At 40.1% G+C, this 22,216-nt stretch carries 19 protein-coding genes, 1 pseudogene and 1 riboswitch; of the genes and pseudogenes, 2 read left to right on the top strand and 18 right to left on the bottom strand.

Annotation, left to right across the window (positions count from 1 at the left end; genetic code table 11):
* Positions 1-46 precede the first annotated feature (46 nt).
* From ACIFPW_RS18225 to ACIFPW_RS18200, 6 genes are all read right to left on the bottom strand, one after another.
* The gene (locus tag ACIFPW_RS18225) at positions 47-616 is read right to left on the bottom strand and encodes an HAD-IA family hydrolase (protein WP_430246409.1); all 570 of its coding nucleotides are present in this window, start codon (positions 614-616) and stop codon (positions 47-49) included.
* A 125-nt stretch (positions 617-741) separates the two neighbouring features.
* A complete protein-coding gene (locus ACIFPW_RS18220) occupies positions 742-2,124 on the bottom strand; it encodes a glycine--tRNA ligase (protein ID WP_430246407.1) in 1,383 nt (460 codons plus the stop codon).
* A 381-nt stretch (positions 2,125-2,505) separates the two neighbouring features.
* Entirely contained in the window at positions 2,506-2,643 is a 138-nt protein-coding gene (locus tag ACIFPW_RS18215; protein ID WP_242057390.1) for an anti-repressor SinI family protein, read from the bottom strand.
* 25 nt (positions 2,644-2,668) lie between these two features.
* A riboswitch (cyclic di-GMP riboswitch) is annotated at positions 2,669-2,757 on the bottom strand.
* Between the two features lie 488 nt (positions 2,758-3,245).
* On the bottom strand, positions 3,246-3,560 hold the full coding sequence (locus tag ACIFPW_RS18210) for a thioredoxin family protein (RefSeq protein WP_194221634.1): 315 nt from the start codon (positions 3,558-3,560) through the stop codon (positions 3,246-3,248).
* A gap of 262 nt (positions 3,561-3,822) precedes the next feature.
* Entirely contained in the window at positions 3,823-5,106 is a 1,284-nt protein-coding gene (gene egtB / locus ACIFPW_RS18205; RefSeq protein WP_430246405.1) for an ergothioneine biosynthesis protein EgtB, read from the bottom strand.
* Between the two features lie 403 nt (positions 5,107-5,509).
* Positions 5,510-5,719 (bottom strand): glutaredoxin family protein, encoded by a 210-nt coding sequence (locus ACIFPW_RS18200; protein WP_430246403.1) that lies wholly within the window; start codon positions 5,717-5,719, stop codon positions 5,510-5,512.
* 330 nt (positions 5,720-6,049) lie between these two features.
* Between ACIFPW_RS18200 and ACIFPW_RS18195 the strand changes: the two are divergent.
* Both ACIFPW_RS18195 and ACIFPW_RS18190 read left to right on the top strand, forming a co-directional pair.
* Positions 6,050-6,124: pseudogene (locus ACIFPW_RS18195) on the top strand (Crp/Fnr family transcriptional regulator); the annotation flags it as partial.
* Positions 6,122-6,520 (top strand): Crp/Fnr family transcriptional regulator, encoded by a 399-nt coding sequence (locus ACIFPW_RS18190; RefSeq protein ID WP_430246401.1) that lies wholly within the window; start codon positions 6,122-6,124, stop codon positions 6,518-6,520. The pseudogene ACIFPW_RS18195 and the gene ACIFPW_RS18190, both read left to right, overlap by 3 nt.
* A gap of 392 nt (positions 6,521-6,912) precedes the next feature.
* Here the strand turns inward: ACIFPW_RS18190 and ACIFPW_RS18185 are convergent, their stop codons facing one another.
* From ACIFPW_RS18185 to argJ, 12 genes are all read right to left on the bottom strand, one after another.
* The gene (locus tag ACIFPW_RS18185) at positions 6,913-8,028 is read right to left on the bottom strand and encodes an aminopeptidase (RefSeq protein ID WP_194221630.1); all 1,116 of its coding nucleotides are present in this window, start codon (positions 8,026-8,028) and stop codon (positions 6,913-6,915) included.
* A 104-nt stretch (positions 8,029-8,132) separates the two neighbouring features.
* A complete protein-coding gene (gene aldA, locus ACIFPW_RS18180) occupies positions 8,133-9,581 on the bottom strand; it encodes an aldehyde dehydrogenase (RefSeq protein WP_430246399.1) in 1,449 nt (482 codons plus the stop codon).
* Positions 9,582-9,654: 73 nt separating this feature from the next.
* Positions 9,655-10,524: a patatin-like phospholipase family protein gene (locus ACIFPW_RS18175; protein ID WP_430246397.1), complete on the bottom strand. Its 870-nt coding sequence runs from the start codon at positions 10,522-10,524 to the stop codon at positions 9,655-9,657.
* A gap of 122 nt (positions 10,525-10,646) precedes the next feature.
* The gene (locus tag ACIFPW_RS18170; protein ID WP_194221627.1) at positions 10,647-10,784 is read right to left on the bottom strand and encodes a hypothetical protein; all 138 of its coding nucleotides are present in this window, start codon (positions 10,782-10,784) and stop codon (positions 10,647-10,649) included.
* Between the two features lie 320 nt (positions 10,785-11,104).
* The gene (argH, locus tag ACIFPW_RS18165) at positions 11,105-12,487 is read right to left on the bottom strand and encodes an argininosuccinate lyase (protein ID WP_430246396.1); all 1,383 of its coding nucleotides are present in this window, start codon (positions 12,485-12,487) and stop codon (positions 11,105-11,107) included.
* A 12-nt stretch (positions 12,488-12,499) separates the two neighbouring features.
* Entirely contained in the window at positions 12,500-13,711 is a 1,212-nt protein-coding gene (locus tag ACIFPW_RS18160; protein WP_283152123.1) for an argininosuccinate synthase, read from the bottom strand.
* A 70-nt stretch (positions 13,712-13,781) separates the two neighbouring features.
* Positions 13,782-14,750: an ornithine carbamoyltransferase gene (gene argF, locus ACIFPW_RS18155; protein ID WP_430246395.1), complete on the bottom strand. Its 969-nt coding sequence runs from the start codon at positions 14,748-14,750 to the stop codon at positions 13,782-13,784.
* A gap of 4 nt (positions 14,751-14,754) precedes the next feature.
* Positions 14,755-17,955, bottom strand: a complete 3,201-nt coding sequence (gene carB / locus ACIFPW_RS18150) for a carbamoyl-phosphate synthase (glutamine-hydrolyzing) large subunit (RefSeq protein ID WP_430246393.1) — start codon at positions 17,953-17,955, stop codon at positions 14,755-14,757.
* Positions 17,942-19,015 carry a carbamoyl phosphate synthase small subunit gene (locus ACIFPW_RS18145; protein ID WP_430246391.1) on the bottom strand — a complete coding sequence of 358 codons (1,074 nt, stop codon included), beginning with the start codon at positions 19,013-19,015 and terminating at the stop codon, positions 17,942-17,944. The genes carB and ACIFPW_RS18145 overlap by 14 nt, the downstream gene beginning before the upstream one ends.
* Positions 19,012-20,184 carry an acetylornithine transaminase gene (locus ACIFPW_RS18140; protein WP_430246389.1) on the bottom strand — a complete coding sequence of 391 codons (1,173 nt, stop codon included), beginning with the start codon at positions 20,182-20,184 and terminating at the stop codon, positions 19,012-19,014. Before ACIFPW_RS18140 ends, ACIFPW_RS18145 begins: the two co-directional genes overlap by 4 nt.
* The gene (gene argB / locus ACIFPW_RS18135; protein WP_430246387.1) at positions 20,175-21,008 is read right to left on the bottom strand and encodes an acetylglutamate kinase; all 834 of its coding nucleotides are present in this window, start codon (positions 21,006-21,008) and stop codon (positions 20,175-20,177) included. The genes ACIFPW_RS18140 and argB overlap by 10 nt, the downstream gene beginning before the upstream one ends.
* The gene (gene argJ, locus ACIFPW_RS18130) at positions 20,971-22,203 is read right to left on the bottom strand and encodes a bifunctional glutamate N-acetyltransferase/amino-acid acetyltransferase ArgJ (protein WP_194221620.1); all 1,233 of its coding nucleotides are present in this window, start codon (positions 22,201-22,203) and stop codon (positions 20,971-20,973) included. Before argJ ends, argB begins: the two co-directional genes overlap by 38 nt.
* Positions 22,204-22,216 lie beyond the last annotated feature (13 nt).

Raw genomic sequence — 22,216 nt, 5'->3', positions numbered from 1 at the left:
TATGAATATGAAGGACTTCAACTTTTAAATGGCCATAAAAAGCTTTTTACGAAGATGGCCATAACAGGTTTTTCAAGTCCTCATAATTAGTAACATATAGATCAGCGCCTGAAGAATCATTCTGAAATAAACACGTTTTCATTCCCACTTCTTTAGCAGGGAGAATATCAAGTACTCTGTCACCAACGGCAAGATCAAGCTGATGCTTGTTATTCAAATGGTGATAGGATGCAGGATCAGGCTTACGTGGAAATCCATCATCTCCCGCAACAAGATCAGCGAAATAATGCTCCATATTAAAATACTTTAAAATCGTGATCACCTCTTCACGCGGTTTATGAGTCATGATGACATTTAATTCAGCTTTTCGAAGAATAGTTTTCAAACCAGGAAATGGTGGTTTATCTTCTGGTGACAAAGCATTATCCATTTCACGAAACGTTTTAATTTGTTCTTCAGTTAATTGAAACACTTCCGTCGCATGACGAAAAGACACTTTTAGCTCTTTTAAGATATCTTCTTCCTTTACATCTTTAGAGACTAATTCTTTCATCACTTTTGTAAAAGCAGGGTATGTATCAAATAATGTGCCATCAAAATCCCATAGAATCCTCACTTACTATTCACTCCTTATTAGTTATACAACAAGTTAGTTTAATCTCGCGGGTAAACGATCAATAAGAATCATTGTCATTTTTTATTATAAAGAAAAGCCGCTCGAATTTTGAGCGGCTTCCTACATTAAAATTGTGTTTTTTCTTCAAGAAAGCTTTTCAGTTCAGAAATCGGCATTCTCTTTTGTTCCATTGTGTCACGGTCACGAATCGTCACTTGTTGGTCTTCAACAGAATCAAAATCAAATGTAATGGCGTACGGTGTACCAACTTCATCATGACGACGGTAACGTTTACCAATTGAGCCAGCCTCATCATAATCAATCATAAAGTATTTCGAAAGTTCCGCATGAACAGCACGCGCTTCTTCAGAAAGCTTCTTAGATAGAGGGAATACAGCAGCTTTAAACGGAGCGATCGCTGGATGGAAGTGCATCACACTTCTAGTTGTGCCATCTTCAAGCTCCTGTTCTTCATATGCTTCAATCAAGAAAGCAAGAGTGACGCGGTCAGCACCAAGTGAAGGCTCAATGCAATAAGGTACATACTTCTCACCTGTTTGTTGATCGTGATAAGTGAAATCTTCATTGGAATGTTCCATATGCTGCTTTAAGTCGTAATCTGTTCGAGAAGCAACACCCCAAAGTTCGCCCCAGCCAAATGGGAACTTGTACTCGATATCAGTTGTTGCATTACTATAATGCGACAGTTCATCTTCTGCATGCTCACGCAGTCGGATGCTATCTTCTTTTACACCAAGATTTAGAAGCCAGTTTTTGCAGTACTCTTTCCAATACTCATGCCACTCTAGTTCGTTACCTGGCTTACAGAAGAATTCAAGCTCCATTTGTTCAAATTCACGAGTACGGAATGTAAAGTTACCTGGTGTAATTTCATTCCGGAAGCTTTTTCCAACTTGTGCAATACCAAAAGGCACTTTCTTACGCATAGAGCGTTGAACATTTTTAAAGTTTACGAAGATTCCCTGCGCCGTTTCTGGGCGAAGGTAAATTTCACTCGTGCTCGATTTTGTTACACCTTGATGGGTTTTAAACATAAGATCAAATTGACGAATTTCTGTGAAATCTTCACTGCCACACTCCGGGCAAGTAATATGATTTTCTTTCATCAAACGCTCCATTTCTTCAAATGAAAGGCCGTCTGCAATCATGTCATCTTCATCAGTAGAAAGAGCGTCCTCAATTAATTTATCTGCACGGTGACGTGTTTTACAGCTTTTGCAATCAATTAAAGGATCATTGAAATTACCTAAATGTCCTGAAGCTTCCCACGTTTTTGGATTCATTAGAATGGCGGCATCTAGACCACTGTTATAAGGTGATTCTTGAACAAACTTCTTCCACCATGCATCTTTAATATTTTTCTTAAGTTCTACACCAAGTGGTCCATAATCCCACGTATTTGCTAGTCCACCGTAAATATCAGAACCAGGGAAAATAAATCCTCTGTGCTTTGATACTGAAACGATCTGATCCATTGAAATTGTCATGTCATTCTCTCCTTTTTTCTCAATCAATATAAAAAGCTCCCAATCCATGGACAAAAAATGTCCAGGGACGAGAGCTTATGCACCCGCGGTTCCACCCTAGTTGATGCAAATAAGGCATCCACTTTGAGAAACGTAACTCCAGACTGCCGTTTCATCAGACCTCGTTCGGGCTTCCACCGTCCCCGAATCGCTAAAATCAAGGTTATTCTGACTACTATTTATCCTTCATAGTTAGTATGGTTTATGTATGCAATTGATATGACATATGATACAAAAAATATTGCCCTAAAGTCAAGGATTATTCATTTCACACCGTATTTGCTTTCATCAAAGCTTATCACAAAAAAACGACCTTATAGGTCGTCATGCATTTATGTATATTCATAGATGTCGGTTTTTGTGTTGTCTTAAGAATGCCTGTACCTCTTCTTTCTTCAATCCAAGTTCCCTGGCAGCCCTCATGAGAATAACCCATTCTTGATCAAGTACCTTCTTAGGCTTAGGTTTAGCCATGGTCATTCTTTTCTCCTCCTTCATGGGTTTTCCAGGAGGACCAGCCGTCATCGTTGGAGAACCAACATTAGACCTGTGTCTTTGCGTCCCACCCTTTAGGATGGTTTGCCCTTGTCTGGAGAATTCAGAAATGACACATTCCGACCATAAACTTACAAAACACACAACTTTTTAGTGAATCGATGCGATTATTGAGAAGTTTGACGTTATATGCTACTAATATACCAGTTATTCGATGAAAATTCAAAATATTTTTAAATTTTCATTTCTACTTCTAACATCCTACGATTTCACTCATATCCTAACTGTATTCCCTGAATATATTTTTCGCAAAGGAAGAGTGATATGCATAGAAATCACATTAGTACCGCTTGGAGCGGTAAACATGTTGTACTACTTCGTTGTGAACCCATCTCTAGCACCGTAAAAACCATGTATAAAAGTATTCATGCCCCAACAGAACCATTACATCCACGTTGTAGTGAGACACTCTCTACTTACCTTAGCATTGGATATACAGTTGCATTTGTTCATTCATTAATCGACGGGTCCATTGAATATGTTCTAACAAAATAAGAGAAGGTTGCCTTCGCAACCTTCTCTTTTATTTAAAATTGACTTAAATATTCTTTCACCTGATCTGGATTTTTGGTATTCGCACTATGCAAGTGACCAATCTTTTTGCCGTCTTTATAGACAAGAAGGCTCGGGATACCCATGACATCATTTTCCTCTGTTATTTCAGGGAATTGTTCAATATCGATTTGAGCCCATTGTTTTTCATGATGAGCATTCATTATATCATCAATAAAAAAGTCAAGACGCTTGCAATCCGGGCACCAGTTTGCTTCATATTTAAGAATGGATACGTCATTATTGTTAATGAATGACTGATAAGAATCAGCTGTTTCAATCTTCTTCATGATTATCTCTCCTTCACCTATATCTTCATTAACAATTATATCGAAATAATCATTGAATGTCTGTAAGAAAGCTTACGTTATTTCACACTAAGATAGTACAAACTGAAAAGCTGTTCTTGACCGGTCCATGTTTTCATTGGTGTGAAACCTGAATTCTCTGCTAACAGTTTAAGTTCTTTAAGATTCTGTTCGAGTCGGATAGTATTCTTCTGGCTATGTGATTTCTTCAAATAGCTCTGATCCATTGCGAAGTTTTTAATGATTACTTATCATCTGCAAGACGAATGCCGGTAAATTGCCAGCGTTTATCTGGACCAAAGAAATTTCGATAAGTCGGACGAATATGAGATACGGAGGTAACACATGATCCGCCTCTTAGAATCATCTGACTGCTCATGAATTTTGCATTATACTCACCCAACGCCCCGTCAAGCGGTTTATTACCAGGGTAAGGCATATAAGGACTTTTCGTCCATTCCCACACATCTCCATAGGCTTTTTTTATTCTACCTTCATTTTCCTTGACCGATGCGACGGGATGATAGATGCCATCTTCAACAAAATTACCCGCAATCGGCTGATCGCGAACTGCAAGTTCCCATTCGGACTCAGAAGGAAGTCTTTTACCTACAAAGCTTGCATATGCTTCAGCTTCGTAGTAGCTAATATGTGTAACAGGTTCTTCTATATTTAGTGGAACTAACCCATGAAGCGTAAAGGTATACCACTCCCCATCCTTTTCAACCCAATGCAACGGTGCTTGCCAATTTTCTTTCTTTACTGTTGCCCAACCATCTGATAACCAGTAGGTCGCTTCTTTATAACCACCAGCTTTAATAAACGCAAGATATTCCCCGTTCGTTACTGTTCTAGTCGCTAACTTAAATGGCTCAAGCCAAGATTTATGTATTGGACGTTCATTATCAAAGGAAAAACCATCATCTTCATTTATACCCGTTTCAATCAGACCTCCCTCAAACGAGATCCACTCTAATGGTGTAGCTTTTTCTTTAGAATTAACCTCAAGTGAACGGTAGACGGGTTTCAATGGATTAATGGAAAAATTATATTTAATGTCTGTCATTAAAAGCTCTTGATGCTGTTGCTCGTGATTCAATCCGATTTCTACTAAATCAGCAACTTGGTGAAGTTTACTATCGTCAATTTCTTGAATAAGAGTGACCATTTCTTCATCAATATCAGATCGATAGCTTCTAACTTTATCTATACTTGGCCTGCTCAGCAAACCTCTTGCATGGCGAGGGAAATAACTTCCTACACTTTCATAGTACGAGTTAAATAAGTATTCGAATTCTTCGTGAAATGACTTGTAGTTTTCACAGTATTCTTTCAGAATAAACGTTTCAAAAAACCACGTTGTGTGTGCCATGTGCCATTTGGGAGGACTTACATCTGGAATCGATTGAATAGTGAAATCCTCCGTTTCAAGTGGTTCCACTAAGGTGTTCGTCATTGTGCGTGTTGCTTCATAAGCATGAAGCAATCGTTCTCGTAATTCGTTTAATTGAATGGATTGTTGTACCATAAGTTCCTCCCCAAAATCTAAATAATGTGTGAACACCAAATTTTACCCTTGCTTCAAATAAATTAAACATTAAAAGACATTTTCCTGTTTCCAAGAAAACATTTAAAATATCTTATGCCCCTTTGTAGTTAGGAGAATGCCTTCTGAAGCCAACAATTGCTTTTCTCTCACTTTAGAAAAGTATTTGCAATTTCAAGAGTTTCTCTAGTTGATTATGTTTCAATATGACGGTTACATGCCTTTATCACAAAAACTAAAAAAACAGGCGAAAACACAACCCTTTTCAATACCTAATGCAACTGAATCTATCATTGCCGTATAAAGGATTGGAGAATGTGAATTTAACATAGCATCTTTAATAGGTGCTCTACATTATGCCTCTCATCCTCTCATTATTGCTTGGCTATTCAAGGTCTTCTAAAGAAAGAGCTTCTTTTCCACCTACAAGAAAGGGCACATTGAATTCCCCAGCGACCTTAATGAGTTCATCCTGTCGATCTGGCTGTTCCATTAAATTAACTTCTTCAAACGGGATGTTTTTCACCTTAAGATGCTGTTTCATTTTATAGCAATCGATACAACTTGTAATCGTAAATAACGTAACCTGTTCCATGTTAGACTTCTAACCTCCTAACATAGTTGAGTATAAGTGATAAAATAGGTAAAATGATGTAAGCTAAATTACGGAGTACAACTACTTTGACATGAATGAAGGTGATGAAAATAGATAAATTAACAATGTTATCTCAGATCAACTTATTTGAAGAACTCGAAATGAATGATTTAATGCAAATTGATCGCGTAAGTGACATGCAACCTTTAAAAAAAGGAACAGTCATACTGGGACCCGAAAAACCGATGAAAGCCCTCTTCCTTTTAAAAAAAAGGAACGGTACGTCTCTATCGCTCAAACGCTGCAGGTAAACAATTAACTGTTGACCTTCTAGGAGACGGCAACATATTCGGTGAAACATCTAGTTTCTCTCTCAATGATGATTCCGTATATGCGGAAGCCATGTCTGACGTATATGTCTGCGTCATCGGTAAAGATCAATTTGAAGAACTTATTTCCGAAAACCCCAAGCTCGCCATAAAATTCATTGAAATTCTTTCATCTCGTTTAAAAGAAATCTATGAAATGAGTGAAAACCTGGCGCTTAGAAGTGTAAAATATCGAATCCTATCGCTTTTAATGAAACTCAGCGAAAAATTTGGTAAAAGAAAAAATGAATGGCAAACCATTGATATTAAGTTAACGCATTATGATATCGCTACGATGATCGGTTCCACAAGAGAAACAGTGAGCGCCACGATTAGCGAACTTAAAAAAGCTGGCTACATAAAAAAAACGCCGCTAACATTTGCGATCCATGCAGAACAGGCAATATCCTACATGGAAGAAAATGGCGAATAAGAAGCAGAGACATCAGATATCCTCTTCACAAGAAAAGACGCTAAGTTTCATTAGCGTCTTTTCTTGCCCCTCGATCTAATTTGCAGTTTTTCCATCTGAGTCTTTCTGGTTATCCTTTTTTCCTTCTAGTTTATCCCACTTAATCGGTCTATTGAGATTTAATTTTTTTTCAAGTTCAATAAACAGTTGAAATGACCAACATACCATTTATCGAACTTCACCATATGAATGGTTTCCCAGTCTCTCATCTCCTTCGTACATCCATCACAATGTATTTCCATTGGAAGGCACTTCCTGTCTTAAGTAGTTTTCTTTATTTATATTCAAAGAACTGAAAATGTGATTGGTCATCTGTACGAAAAAAACGCATCCAATGGATGCGTTTCTCTTCTTTATTTTAGATTCTCTGGATTTAACACTTGAAGTGCTTCAGGGACAAACTTGCCATCTTTGCGAATTAACTCATCATCAAACCAGATTTGCCCGCCACCATATTCCGGGCGTTGGATTAAAACAAGATCCCAATGAACGGAAGAATCGTTGCCGTTTGGTGCTTCATCATAGGCTTGTCCTGGGGTGAAATGGAAAGATCCATCGATTTTCTCATCAAAGAGAATATCTTTCATTGGCTCACGAATGAAAGGATTGACGCCGATAGCGAATTCTCCGATATATCGTGCACCTTCGTCCGTGTCGAGAATTTGATTAAGTCTTTCTGTATCGTTTGCAACTGCATCAATCACTTTTCCGTTTTCAAAAGTAAGCTGGACGTTTTCAAACACAAAACCGTTATAAGGAGAAGGTGTATTATACGTAATAACGCCATTGACGCTATCTTTTACAGGTGCTGTAAATACTTCTCCATCAGGTATGTTAAGTTCACCCGCACATTTTACAGCTGGAATATCTTTAATAGAAAAACTTAAATTTGTATCCGGGGAAACGATTCGGACTTCGTCAGCTTTGTTCATACGCTCAACAAGGACATCCATTGCCTCACTCATTTTTGCGTAATCCATTGTACAAACATTGAAATAGAAATCTTCAAATGCTTCTGTACTCATACCTGATAGCTGTGCCATTGATTCATTAGGATATCTCATCACAACCCATTTCGTATGTTTCACACGTTGGTTGCTGTGAACTTTTGTTTTGTAGATCTGATTATAGAGAGCCATTTTCGCTTCAGGAACGTCAGAAAGTTCATTAATGTTCTCTGAACCCCGAATGCCAATATACGCATCCATTTTCTCCATTTGATTTAAGTCGATTTCAGCCCATTCTGTTATTTGTTCTTCTGTGGCATTCATCAATAGCTCCCGAAGAATTTGATTATCTCTTAAATTCACATGAGGAAAGCCCCCTGCTTTATGTACTTCTTTTACAATGCTCCGCACTAACGAATTATTCACATCAAAGGCTTCAATCAAGACATGTTCACCTTGTTGGATTTTTGTAGAATACTGCACAAGTTTCTCTGCAAACTCTATAATACGAGAATCAAACATATTCTCCCTCTTTTCATCAAATTAATATTCTTATCCCTTTCTATTATACGCTCTAGACCGGAGATTCTTCAAACATTAGAAAACCGGGCATACGCCCGGTTTTCTTATTTGATATCTTGATCGTACTCCATATAGATTACGTGTGTCTTAAGATATTCATTAAGACCATGTTTACCATCTGCACCACCGATACCTGATTGTCCCATACCTGCATGGAACCCTTGAACCGCTTCAAAGTTCTCACGATTCACATACGTTTCACCATACCGAAGGACGTTCGATGCTTTCATCACTTCGTGCATGTTATCACTAAAGATCGATGAAGATAGTCCATAATGAGTATCGTTAGCCATTTCTAGAACTTTGTCAAAATCGCTATATACAACAATCGGTAAGACTGGTCCGAAAATCTCTTCTTGGATAACGTTCATATCCTGGGATACATCAGTAAGAACAGTAGGTTCAAAGAAAAAGCCTTTGTCCCGATCTACACGCTTCCCACCTGTTTTCACAACAGCACCAGCTTTCACTGCATTATTCACCATTTCTTCGACAGAATCGATTTGCTGTTCGTTCGCAAGTGGACCAATGTCACATCCATCTTCGTTTAAAGAGTCCCCTACTTTTGTATTCTTAAAAGTATTAGTAATTTTCGAGATGAATTCTTCGGCTACATCTTCATGCACATATACACGTTCTGCATTTGTACAAGCCTGACCATTGTTGGTTATACGAGATGTCGTAATCTTCTCAACGGCTAGGTCAACGTTCGCATGTTTCGTTACGATCGCTGGCGCTTTACCACCAAGCTCAAGATTCACTTTTGTAATGTTTTTAGCAGCCGCTTCCATCACTTTTGAACCTGCTGGATAGCTTCCCGTTAAGCTAATCATTTGTACGTCTGGTGAAGAAGCAAGTGGCGTACCAATGTCTGAACCTTTACCAGTAACTAAGCTAAATACTCCTTTAGGAACGCCAATTTCATGGATAATACTTGCTAGCTCACATGCTGTATTTGGCGTATACTGACTTGGCTTAATAATAATCGGACAGCCTGTGACAAACGCTGGCGCTACCTTTCGAGCAAAGATAAACATCGGGAAGTTCCATGGCACGATACCGCCAACGATTCCGATCGGCTTTTTGAAAACAAGAATATTCTCATTCGGGCGATCACTTGGGAGTACTTCTCCTTCATATCGTCTTGCCCAACCTGCCATATAGCGGAAGTAATCAATCGTTAATTCCACTTCTGCCTTTGAAGCATCTACTGTTTTACCATTTTCTTCAGTCAACATGTTAATAAAAGCTTCTTTTTTCTCTTCTATTTTATTTGCAATCTTATATAAGTATTCAGCTCGTTCAATTGAAGGTTTCTTTTCCCAATCTCTTTGGGAAGCTTTAGCGGCTTCAATTGCATGCTGCACGTCATTCTCATCACTTTTCGGAATTCGTGAAATCACTTCTTCTGTGGCTGGATTGATCACTTCGAGCATTTCTTCTGAATGACTGTTTGTAAATTGACCGTTAATGTATAGTTGATAGCTTTTCACTTGAAAGACCTCCTACATAGTGTTGGAGAACTGTTCCCAAGTTAGTTATATTCTTAAACATATGATCACACATTCAAACAGTTTCTTTCGCTAACTCCCTCTTTTCAAGCCAAGCTTCTAGTCCTTTATGATGCCTTTTCATCTCTTCATATCCTTGATTGTATAAAGTCGTGAGACGAAGCTGTGACTTTTCTATCCAAGCTACTTCAAGAGGTGTGGAAGGTTGAATGATAAAATAATTCTCCCGATTTGCTTCTATATGATCAAGTGTTTGATTGTAATGAATATATCGCTTTGTAATGGCTTGTGCGAGCGCAGGATTTTTCCGATAAAGACGTTGAATCATCCATGATAACTTTGATTTCTGCTTTCGATATCCTTCATTGCGGGTCAAAACGACTACATGACTTTTATTGCCATCGACTTCCGATTTTTGAACAGGGATCGGATCTGTAATACCGCCATCCAGATGAAAACGATTATTAATTTGAACGGGCGGCGCCATGAATGGTAATGAGCTCGATGCTCTTAGAATCGAAAGAATCTGTTCACCATCATCTTTCTTATTAAAGTAATAAGGTTTCCCAGTAGAGATATCTGTTGTGCCAATAACAAATTGCTCAGTAGCATTCTGAAATGCATCAAAATCGAACGGCACATGAGTAGAAGGAATTTCATTAAAGATCAAATCCATACCAAACAGCTGTTTTTTACGAAATAAATTCTTGTATGAAATGTATTCTGGATGATTCACATAATCAATAAGTACTTTGCGGTTCCTTCCATTTTGCCTTGAGAGGTATGAAGCTGCATTACAAGCACCAGCAGATACGCCAATCACGTAAGGAAAATACAAATCGTGCTCCATCATATACTCTAAAACGCCTGCCGTGTAAACGCCTCTCATCCCTCCGCCTTCTAGTACAAGACCTACTAAATTCATTTAAAAGTCCCCTTTTCAATCATCTATATTTAATTTTACTGGAGTTGGAAATGAACCTCAAGAAAGCAAGCTTAGTTTCTCGTCAAAAGTAAAAAGCTCCCTGCCAGTGCAGGAAGCTTACTTTATTCTTCGCGTTCTTCATTCTGAATTGTTTTATGCCCTGTTGATGCTTCGTGAGGGAACTTTGTTTGATCTGCTGTTTTAGGTCGTTCACGTTCCATTCCTTTTTTCTTATGATCAAATGCCTTTCCTCGGCCCATCTTACCCCTCCTTTCACCTCTTCGTATTTTCCCACTTACGGAAAAAAAGTATCCGAAAAAAATGAAATGGGCATGTATAGAACCAGATGAAAGTGGCCATGATAATTAGTGAAGAGGGAAGAACAAAAGTGCATAAGGAAAACGGAAGCTTTTAAGGAGATGGTCGCGTTGAACTACTCTGTTGGTAAAACAAGGCTCTAACAACTTTCATTAGAAAGAGGTGTCTCCAAAAGACAACTACCGTTCTACCCCATCGCTTGTTTAGCAAACGCTAATAACTTCCTTCTTCATGAGGGTCTTATCCTTTCGGATAGGGCCCTTTATGCGTTCTCTTTCACATGCTGATGAGCTAAACTAATCTGAATCGCGATTTGCTCTGGCGACGTACCTCCATAGCTTTTTCTTGCGTTCATCACATTAGCAGGCTTAAGCACTTCAAAAACATCTTCTTCAAATAATGGCGTAAATGATTTAAATTCTTCCATTGTAAGATCAAGTAAAAATTTCTTTCTCTCAATACCGTAAAGCACAATCTTTCCAATGACTTCATGTGACTCACGGAACGTCATTCCTTTGTTCACAAGGTAATCCGCAATATCGGTTGCATTAGAATAATCTTCATTAACAGCTTGCTTCATGTTTTCTGTCTGTACAGTCATTGTTTCAATCATAGGCGCCAAAAGTTGAAGAGCGCCATCAAGCGTCCTAGCTGTATCAAACATGCCTTCCTTATCTTCCTGCATGTCTTTGTTATAAGCAAGCGGTAGTCCCTTCAATACAGTTAACAAGCTAAACAAATTTCCATACACTCGACCTGTTTTCGCACGAAGAAGTTCAGGAACATCCGGATTCTTTTTCTGGGGCATAATACTCGATCCCGTACAGAAAGAGTCGTCTAGTTCGATAAATTGGAATTCCTGACTGCTCCAGATCACCATTTCTTCCGACAAACGGGACATATGCATCATAAGCATGGAAGCATTTGAAAGAAACTCGACAATAAAATCACGATCACTAACAGCGTCCATGCTATTCGGATAAACGGCGTCAAAACCTAACAGTTCTGCCGTGCGATGGCGATCAATCGGAAAGGTTGTTCCAGCTAGTGCGCCTGCACCAAGCGGTAACATACTCGTTCTCTTTAAGCTGTCTTGAAACCTTTCCTTATCACGTTCAAACATCCAGAAATACGCTAGCATATGATGGGCAAATGATACAGGTTGAGCACGCTGCAAATGTGTATAACCTGGTAAAACAGTTTCAACATGAGATTCAGCCTGGCTTAGAATCGCCTGCTGAACCTCTTCAATATGTGAAATAAAATGATTAACCTTTTTTATAAGGTACATATGCATATCCGTTGCAACCTGGTCATTACGGCTTCTACCGGTATGCAGCTTTCCTCCAACAGGTCCTATTTCATCAATAAGTGCTTTTTCAATGTTCATATGAATGTCTTCTTGTGATACATCGTATTCAAACGTTCCATTCTGAATGTTCTCAAGAACCACATGTAAGCCTCGCTTGATTTCTTCCATGTCAGAGGAACTAATCACACCGCATTCACTAAGCATCTGAACATGGGCAAGACTGCCTTCGATATCTTCTTCTGCTAGTTCTTTATCATACTGGATCGAAGCTGTATATTCTTCTACAAGCTTATTCGTTTCTTTCGTAAAGCGTCCACCCCATAGCTTAGACACACTAACATCTCCTTATTGAGTTACTTTTTGTTTCTTATGAACTTCCGCATTCACTTTTGTAGGTAATCCCCATAGTTTAATGAATCCAACTGCTGCATCATGATCAAAGAGATCACCTTTAAGATATGTTGCAAGTTGTTCGTTATAGAGAGAGTTCTCTGATTTACGTCCAACTACTGTGTTTGACCCTTTGTGTAGTTTAAGACGAATCTTACCACTTACTACTTTCTGGGTTTCGTTAATGAACCCTTCAAGCGCCTGACGAAGTGGTGAATACCATAAACCATCATAGATCAGTTTTGAAAGCTGCTGATCAATCGTCGTTTTGAACTGTGATACTTCACGAGTATGTGTTAGAAATTCTAGTTCTTTATGAGCGTTAATCAAAATGAGCGCGCCTGGATTTTCATATACTTCTCTTGATTTAATCCCAACGAGACGATTTTCAATATGATCAATACGTCCAATACCGTGGACGCCGCCGATTTCATTTAACTTCTCAATAAGATCAACTAGCCCCATCTTTTGGCCATTAAGTGCTGTTGGGCAGCCTTCTACAAAATCAATTTCAATGTATTCTGGCTCATCAGGTGTTAGGTGAATTGGTGCTGTCCAATCGAATGCGGCTTCTGGAGCCTCAGCCCACGGATCTTCAAGTACACCAGCTTCACATGCACGTCCCCAAATGTTGGCATCAATTGAAAATGGATTATCAAGTTTAACTGGAACCGGGATCCCTTTTTCTTGTGCGTAAGCAATCTGTTCATCACGCGTCATTCCCCATTCACGAACAGGAGCGATCACTTTCAAGTCCGGATTCAACGCTTGAATCGATACTTCAAAGCGAACCTGATCATTTCCTTTTCCTGTACATCCATGTGCCACTGCCGTAGCTCCTTCACGTTCAGCCGCTTCAACTAGAAGCTTTGAAATGAGGGGACGTGACAGTGCTGAGGATAGCGGGTATTTCCCTTCGTATAATGCATTTGCTTTTAATGCTGGTAAAAGATAGTTCTCAGCAAGAAGTTCTTTCGCTTCAATCATATAAGCTTTTGAGGCACCCACATTCAGTGCCTTTTCCTTGATCGTCTCTAGATCTTTCCCTTCACCTACATCAAGTCCAAGAGCAATAACCTCGTATCCATATTTTTCTTCTAACCATTTTATCGAAATGGAGGTATCAAGACCTCCGGAATAAGCAAGAATGATTTTCTCTTTTGCCATGTCATCCACTCCTTATCTTTGTATTAATATCTATGATAACGTATATTTATTCAAATTGCACGAAAAAAATTTAACTTTTTAATAAAAGTTTCAAAAGTGCTTTTTGAGCGTGGAGACGATTCTCTGCTTCCTGGTATACAACTGAATGAGAACCATCAATAATTTCCGCTGTAACCTCTTCTCCTCTATGCGCTGGAAGACAATGCATAAAGATGTAATTTTCATCAGCATTTATGCATAACTCCTCATTCACCTGATAAGGTTCGAAAACGCCCTCACGTTCAGCTTGCTCGTCTTCTTGCCCCATACTCGCCCAAACATCGGTAATCAAAACATCCGCATCCTTAGCAGCTGCAAGGGGATCAGCGGTTACTTCAATGACCGAACCATTTGTTTTCGCTACTTCGTTCGCTTTCGCTACGATCGCTTCATCTGGTTCATACCCTGCTGGACAGGCGATAGTGAAATTCATGCCCACTTTCGCTGCCCCTTCAATAAGTGAATGAGCCACATTGTTCCCATCTCCAAAATAAGCTGCTTTCAATCCACTTAAATGACCTTTATGCTCGATAATCGTAAGTAAATCAGCAAGAATTTGTGCTGGATGATGTGTATCTGTTAAGCCGTTAATAACAGGAACGGCAGAAGCTTTGGCAAAACGTTCAATCGTCTCATGGCCAAACGTTCGAATCATTACTCCGTCAAGGTACCCTGCTAGCACATTAGCGGTGTCTTCAACAGTCTCGCCTCTTCCAAGCTGGATGTCTTTCGAACTAAGAAACAAAGCATGCCCGCCAAGCTGAAGCATCGCTACTTCAAATGATACACGCGTTCTTGTTGATGACTTTTCGAAGATCATCCCAAGCACCTTTCCTTTTAATTCTTCATGAGGGATCCCTTCCTTTTGAAGTTTTTTCAACTTTTCAGCTTCTTGCAAAAGATAATGAATCTCCTCACTGCTAAGTTCAGCGATCGTTAGAAAATCTTTCCCCTTCATTCCTTCTGCGATTTCATTTTGCGTTTTTACCGACTGCATCATTAAATCATCCTTCCTGCCCGATTGGAGTTTCTTTCATTTGGTGCCAATGCTCTAGACTGTTGACTTCAAGTGTCTTGGATCCTTCTAAGACCAGTAACTGAAGCGTGTCAAGATGCGTAAAACATGGAATTTTATATCGTGTGGCGAGTGCGCGCATTTGAAATCCAGAACGTTCTTTTTCTCTGCCGATTGTCGGAATCGATACAACTGCGCTTAGCTCTTCTTTCATTAGCGCCTCAATTTCATCTAAATCTTTTTTTATCACGATTGATTGGATACCTTTATCATTTAGCAATTTGGCTGTTCCAGAGGTTGCGTAGATTGCAACACCTTTTTCTTTAAGCTTCATTAGTACATCACATGCAGCTTCTTTATGCTCTTCACTAATTGAACATAGTATGGAAGAAGGTAGCTTATTCGGATCCCACGTTGATACAATCGCTTTTCTTAATGCTTCTTCCGATGTTTTTGCCATAGCAAGGACTTCTCCTGTAGACTTCATCTCTGGTCCAAGAACATGGTCAACGTTTTTTAACTTTCCATTTGAGAAGATAGGAAACTTCACAGTGTAATAAGGTTTTTCTTCTAATAATCCCGTTGCTTCTAATGAGTTACTTTGCAATTGAGCTTTAATCGCCCATTCAACCATTGGAATGTTCGTTACTTTACTGATAACGGGTACAGTTCTCGAAGATCTTGGATTAATTTCAAGAACATAAATGATGCCTTGATCGATGACAAATTGAATATTCATTAACCCTCGACATTCGAGCGCTTGAGATAGCTTTTCAGAATACATCGTAATCGTTTCTTTCTGCTCTTCTGTAATGGATACAGGTGGATAAATTGCTGTGCTATCTCCAGAATGAACGCCCGCTCGTTCAAGGTGCTCCATAATGCCAGGAATGGCGATTGATTCTCCATCGCAAATCACATCGACCTCACATTCAATTCCTTCCACAAAGCGGTCGAGAAGGAATGGCCACATTTTCTTTGAACTGCTCTCTAATTTTTGCGTATACCGTTTCAGTTCATCCATATGACGGAAGATAAACATGTTTTGTCCGCCTATCACATAGGAAGGTCTTACAATGATCGGGAATCCTAACTCTGCGGCAAGCTCCTCCATTTCATCTGGCTGATAAGCCATTTTCCCTTCAATATAAGGAATCGAAAGAGAATCCAACAATTGATAAAATTGATCTCGGTCCTCGACTTTATTAATGTTCTCAACAGGTGTACCGAGGATTGGAACTCCGCGCTCGTGCAACTCTTCCGCTAAATTAACAGCAGTTTGACCACCAAATTGTACAGCCACTCCTATAATATGTTCCTTCTCGATAACCGCAAGGACATCTTCAAGTGAGAGCGGCTCAAAGTAAAGACGATCTGCAACGCTATAATCTGTACTAACCGTTTCTGGGTTATTATTCATAACAATCGCGCGATAGCCTAACTTCTTAACTGCCTGTGTCGCGTGAACGGAGCAATAGTCAAACTCCACACCTTGCCCGATTCGAATGGGCCCTGAACCAAGAACGAGGATGCCTGGCTCACTGATCTGCTCCATCTCATCGCTCCCTAAATACGTAGAGTAGAAATAAGGCGTGATGGCTTCAAACTCACCCGCACACGTATCAACTTGCTTCATTCCCCTCTGAATGCCAGCTTCTTTACTCATACTCATGATCGAATCGATCGTTTTTCCAGTTGCTTTCGAAATGTAGGCATCACTAACGTTTAATTGCTTAACATGAATCAGCAATTCTTCAGAAAGATCGGTTTGATTCATTATCTTTACTTCCGCTTCAACAATTCGCTTCACCTTATGAAGAAACCAGCTATCAATGGCTGTAAGTGATTTAATGTCCTCTACAGAATAACCTCTTCGAAAAGCTTCACTAATTAAAAAAAGTCTTTCATCTGTTGGCGTCATTAGCTGTTCATTTAAATACTCTTGACTTACCTCTTCATATAAGCCTGTTAATGATTGATGACCACTCTCAAGAGATCGAACAGCTTTGTTTAAAGCACCTTCAAAACTTCGATCAATTGCCATCACTTCTCCTGTTGCTTTCATCTGCGTTCCAAGTACGCGATCACCTTCAGGAAACTTATCAAATGGGAACCTCGGTATTTTGACAACTAAATAATCAAGGGCAGGCTCGAATGCTGCATACGTATTACCTGTAATTGGATTTGGAAGCTCATCTAATGTAAAGCCAATGGCACATTTTGCAGCCATACGTGCAATCGGATAGCCAGTAGCTTTAGAAGCTAATGCAGACGAACGACTTACCCGCGGATTCACCTCAATGATGTAATAATCGTTTGATTCAGGGTTTAATCCAATTTGAATATTACAACCACCAATAACGTCAATGGCACGAATCACTTTCAACGAAACGTTTCGTAGCATCTGGTATTGGTAATCATTCAGCGTCTGAGATGGTGCGACAACAATCGAATCCCCTGTATGAATTCCAACAGGATCCATATTTTCCATGTTACAGACGATCATGCACGTATCGTTTTCGTCACGCATCACTTCATATTCGATTTCTTTCCAACCAAGCATGCTTTTTTCAATGAGTACCTGGTGAATAGGACTTAAGGAAAGGCTGCGATCAACAATTTCAAGCAAGGCGTTGTCATCAGCTGCAAATCCACCGCCTTCACCACCCATTGTATAGGCTGGGCGAACCATGATCGGATAGCCAATTTCTCGAGCGAATGTTAACGCCTCTTCCCTTGTCACGGCAATTTTCGACTCAGGTACTGGTTCGCCAATATCAAGCATGAGCTGTCTAAACTTCTCACGGTCTTCCCCATTTTGAATGGATTCAACAGAGGTGCCAAGAAGTTCCACATTCAATTTTTCTAGAATCCCTTTTTCGTAAAGCTCTACGACAAGATTTAAACCTGTTTGACCACCAAGTGTGCCAATGATGCCATCAGGCTTTTCTTTTTTGAGGATTTCCTCTACATAAGGAAGCGTCATTGGTTCCATATAAACATGATCCGCGATCGATGAATCCGTCATAATGGTGGCTGGATTGCTATTTATTAAAACAACCTCAATCCCCTCTTCTTTTAGCGCCAGGCACGCCTGTGTACCTGCATAATCAAATTCCGCTGCCTGACCAATGACAATAGGGCCAGACCCTAAAATGACAACTTTTTTTAACTCTTTACGTAAAGGCATAGTGCTGGTCTCCTGTTCTTGTAATCTGGTTCATAAATGCGTCGAACAAAAAGGCTGTATCTGAAGGTCCCGCGTGTGCTTCTGGATGGAATTGCACCGATTGAATGTTGTAATGGTGATGTTTTAATCCTTCAACGGTTCCATCATTTAAATTAACAAAAGTAAGCGCAAACCCTGTATCTTCTAAGGTCTCCTGTACGACTTCATAACCATGGTTTTGGGAGGTGATAAACACTTTCCCCGTCTCCAAATGCTTCACCGGGTGATTCGACCCACGATGTCCAAATGTTAGCTTTCGAGTGGACGCCCCGTGTGCAAGAGCGAGAAGCTGATGACCAAGACAAATCCCGAAAGTTGGATATTTTTCACTAATAAGCCGTATCGTCTCAAAAGTTGCAGATAATGCTTCAGGATCTCCAGGACCATTACTTAACACCACTCCGTCTGGTTGTAGGTCAACAACTTCCTCAAAAGTTGTATTAAATGGCATGATTGTTACAGCACAACCAAGAGATTGAAGGGACGTAAGAATTGATTTCTTATACCCGTAGTCCATCAGCACAATATGTGGCCCTTCACCTGGATAATGTGTTTTTTCTTTTACTGATACATTTGGAACAAAAGATTTCTCTGATTTCCATTCAAAGTTGTTATTAGGAAGTTGAGCCGTTATCTGTCCTTTCATTGTTCCATAATCCCGTAGCATTTTAACGAGGGCTCGTGTGTCTACACCTGTTAAAGAAGGAATTTCATTCTGTAATAGACCATTTGAGAAGGAACCTGTTGCTAAATAATGACTAGGTTCCTCACACTGCTCTCCTGTAACCACACCATGAAGATGAAGGTGTTCACTTTCACTATCAAGTTTATTTATTCCATAGTTACCGATTTGTGGGTAACAGAAGACGATGATTTGCCCGGCATAAGAAGGATCCGATACAATCTCTTGATAACCGGTCATGCTTGTATTGAAAACAACTTCACCAGAAGCTTCTAAAGCTCCTATTAGATCGCCTTCAAATACTGCTCCGTTTTCTAATACAAGATAGCCCTTTTTCATGCCTTATCCTCCCCTTCAGCTGACTTAAAAACGTCGGTTAGCTTCTCCAAAAATTGCTCTACTTCCTTCTTACTCACATTAAGAGGTGGAAGAATGCGAATGACGTTAGGTCCTGCACTTAAAACAAGAACGTCTTTTTCTCTAAGCTTACTAACAAAGGGCGCGGCATCCGCCACTTCAATTCCTAGAAGTAAACCTAGTCCCCTCACTTCATTAATGGAATTGTGCTGCTCCGACAAACTTTTTAATTCATTTATAAGCATGTCTCCCATTTCTTTTGCGTTGTTAAGTAAAGAACCGATCTCTTTTACCGTCGCAGTTGCAGCGGCAGAAGCAAGTGGATTTCCCCCAAATGTACTTCCGTGAGTTCCTGGACCAAATGTTGACGCTACGCTTTCCTTCGCAAGCATCGCGCCAATCGGGAATCCTGAACCTAACCCTTTTGCAAGCGTCATAATATCTGGTTCAAACCCATATTGCTCATGAGCAAATAGCGTTCCGGTTCGGCCCATCCCGGTTTGCACTTCATCAACGACGATAAGAATATTGTTCGATTTACAAATCGACACAAGCTCCGAAATCCACTCCTGATCTGCTGGACGAACGCCTCCTTCTCCCTGGACGAGCTCTAACATGACGGCTGCTGGTTTTAGTTCCTCGATTTCTGATAAACGATCAAAATCGTTGTAAGGAAAGTATTCAAAACCAGGAAGCATAGAGCCAAATCCATCTTGAAGGTTTGGTTGAGCTGTAGCGGAAAGGGAACCTAACGTTCTTCCATGGAAGGACTTTGTAAACGTTGCAATTGTTTCTTTACCGCTCCATTTTCGAACGAGCTTAATCGCTGCTTCATTCGCTTCCGTACCGCTATTACAGAAGAACACCTGGTCAAAACAGCTTTGCGCTGTTAGAACCTCAGCGAGTTCCTGCTGTTTTGGGATATGGTATAAATTCGAACAATGCCAGAGGAGATCCAACTGTTCTGTAACGGCTGTTTTAATCGCAGCTGGTTGATGACCTAGATTACATGTGGCAATTCCGGAAGTAAAATCAAGATACTTTGTTCCGTCTTCACTATATAGGAAGCTTCCTTCACCTTTAACGGCAGTAATCGGAAGTCGATTATATGTTTGCATGATGCTTGTTTGTGACGTTTCAGTTAGTGACATTCTAAAGACTCCTTTCGAACAATTCGCGTTCCAACAGGTTCATGTGCGACTGCTTTTAGCAGGGCATTCTCTTCTCGACCATCAACAATAATAACCGAGGAGACTTTATCCGAAAGAGCGGCAATCGCTCCTTTCACTTTAGGGATCATTCCACCAATAATCGTGCCTTTTTCTATTAAACTTGTTATTTTTGGATCATCTAGTGTGCTGAAAATAACTTTTTGCCCATCAATTTCTTCATACACACCTGGCGTATCGCTAACGAGACAAATATCTGCATGCAGCGCCTGAGCGACAGCTGATGCGGCTTCATCCCCATTAATATTAAGAGGTTCGAAAGATTCATCCGTACTGATTGGTGAGATAATAGGTATGTACCCAGCTTGAGAGAGTTGTTCAATTAGTGATTTATCTACATGGATGACTTCCCCAACACGGCCGAGTGATTCATTAGACTGTTTGCATGTAAACAGCTTTCCGTCTACGCCACTAATGCCAATGGCTTTCGCTCCTGCATGGTGGATCTTCCTCACGAGCTGCTTATTCACCTTACCGCTCAGTACCATTTCAACTGTATCGACCATCTCATCCGTTGTGACACGTAGTCCATCGACAAATGTTGTCTGAATTGATAGCTTATCAAGCATCCTTGAGATTTCAGGGCCTCCACCATGAACGAGTACGGGATGATATCCTTGTTTTTTCATAGCTACTAGGTCAAGGTAAAATGAGTCTGGAAGCTGATTTAATATACTTCCACCACATTTAATAACAAAATACTTTTGATTATGTTCTGTAGGAGGCATTGATTCTGACATAGTCATAAGAAAGGTCACACCCCCATGCTGTTGCTTCTTCATTTCCGTTATGCAAATCAATATAGATATGAATGTTCTCGTTTTCTAAATAGGTTTTTGCCTCTTCCTCACTAAATTCCGTTGTAATACCATAATCCACTACTTTAATGGGTCCAAGTGATATGGAAAGAGAATCCTCTTGGACAGATTCACCACTGTACCCAATCGCACAAACAATTCGTCCCCAGTTTGCATCGGTTCCATAAATAGCTGTTTTTACTAAACTAGAACCTACAACAGATTTGGCAATGGCTTTCGCCCCGTTTTCGGTTTTCGCACCTTTTACGTGAACTTCAACGAGTTTTGTAGCCCCTTCGCCATCTTTAGCGATCAATTTCGCTAACTGTTGACAAACATACTCTAGTGAACTTAAGAACGTTTGCCACTCAGGATGACTTTCTGATAATTCTTCATTCTCCGCCTGACCATTCGCTAGAAGAAGGACCATATCATTTGTACTCGTTTCACCGTCAACTGTGATCATGTTATAAGTCGTGTCAGTCACAGAGCTTAATGCGGACTGAAGAGCGTTATTTTCTACTTCTGCATCGGTCGTTACAAAAGCCAGCATCGTGGCCATGTTTGGCTTGATCATTCCTGATCCCTTTGCAGCACCACCAATGGTGATGTCTTTTCCATCAATCTGACACGTTACGGCTACCTGTTTTGTCATTGTATCTGTCGTAACGATCGCTTCAGCAAAATCGGTGCCACTCGTTTTTTCTGCATAGTTTGGAATGTGATGAATCCCTTTGATAATGGCTTCCATGGGCAAATACTCCCCAATGACCCCCGTCGAAGTAACAGCCGTTTCCGTTTCTTTTAGACCCATCACAGTTGCGAATTGTTTACGCATTTCATATGCGTCCTCAAGGCCTTTCTTTCCTGTAAACGCATTGGCGTTTCCCGAATTAACAACTAGGCCTTGAAGTTTTCCATCTACTAAACTTTCTTTTGTCACTTTTAATGGCGGTGCCTGGAAAGTATTCATTGTAAACACTCCTGCAGCATTCGCTGGTACAACCGATTTAATCCAGCCAAGATCTTTACGCTTTCGTTTTAAACCTGCATGAAACCCACCAGCTTCAAATCCTTTAGGAGAAGTAACTGTGCCATCTTTTACGATTGAAAAAAGTTCCTCACTTACAGTCGATGTTGCCAAAGCATTCAACCCT

Source organism: Pseudalkalibacillus sp. NRS-1564 (genome assembly GCF_050467905.1).
GTDB lineage: Bacteria > Bacillota > Bacilli > Bacillales > Guptibacillaceae > Guptibacillus > Guptibacillus hwajinpoensis_B.
The sequence above is the reverse complement of the archived record's forward strand: the minus strand, read 5'-3'. Positions and strand labels throughout refer to the sequence as shown.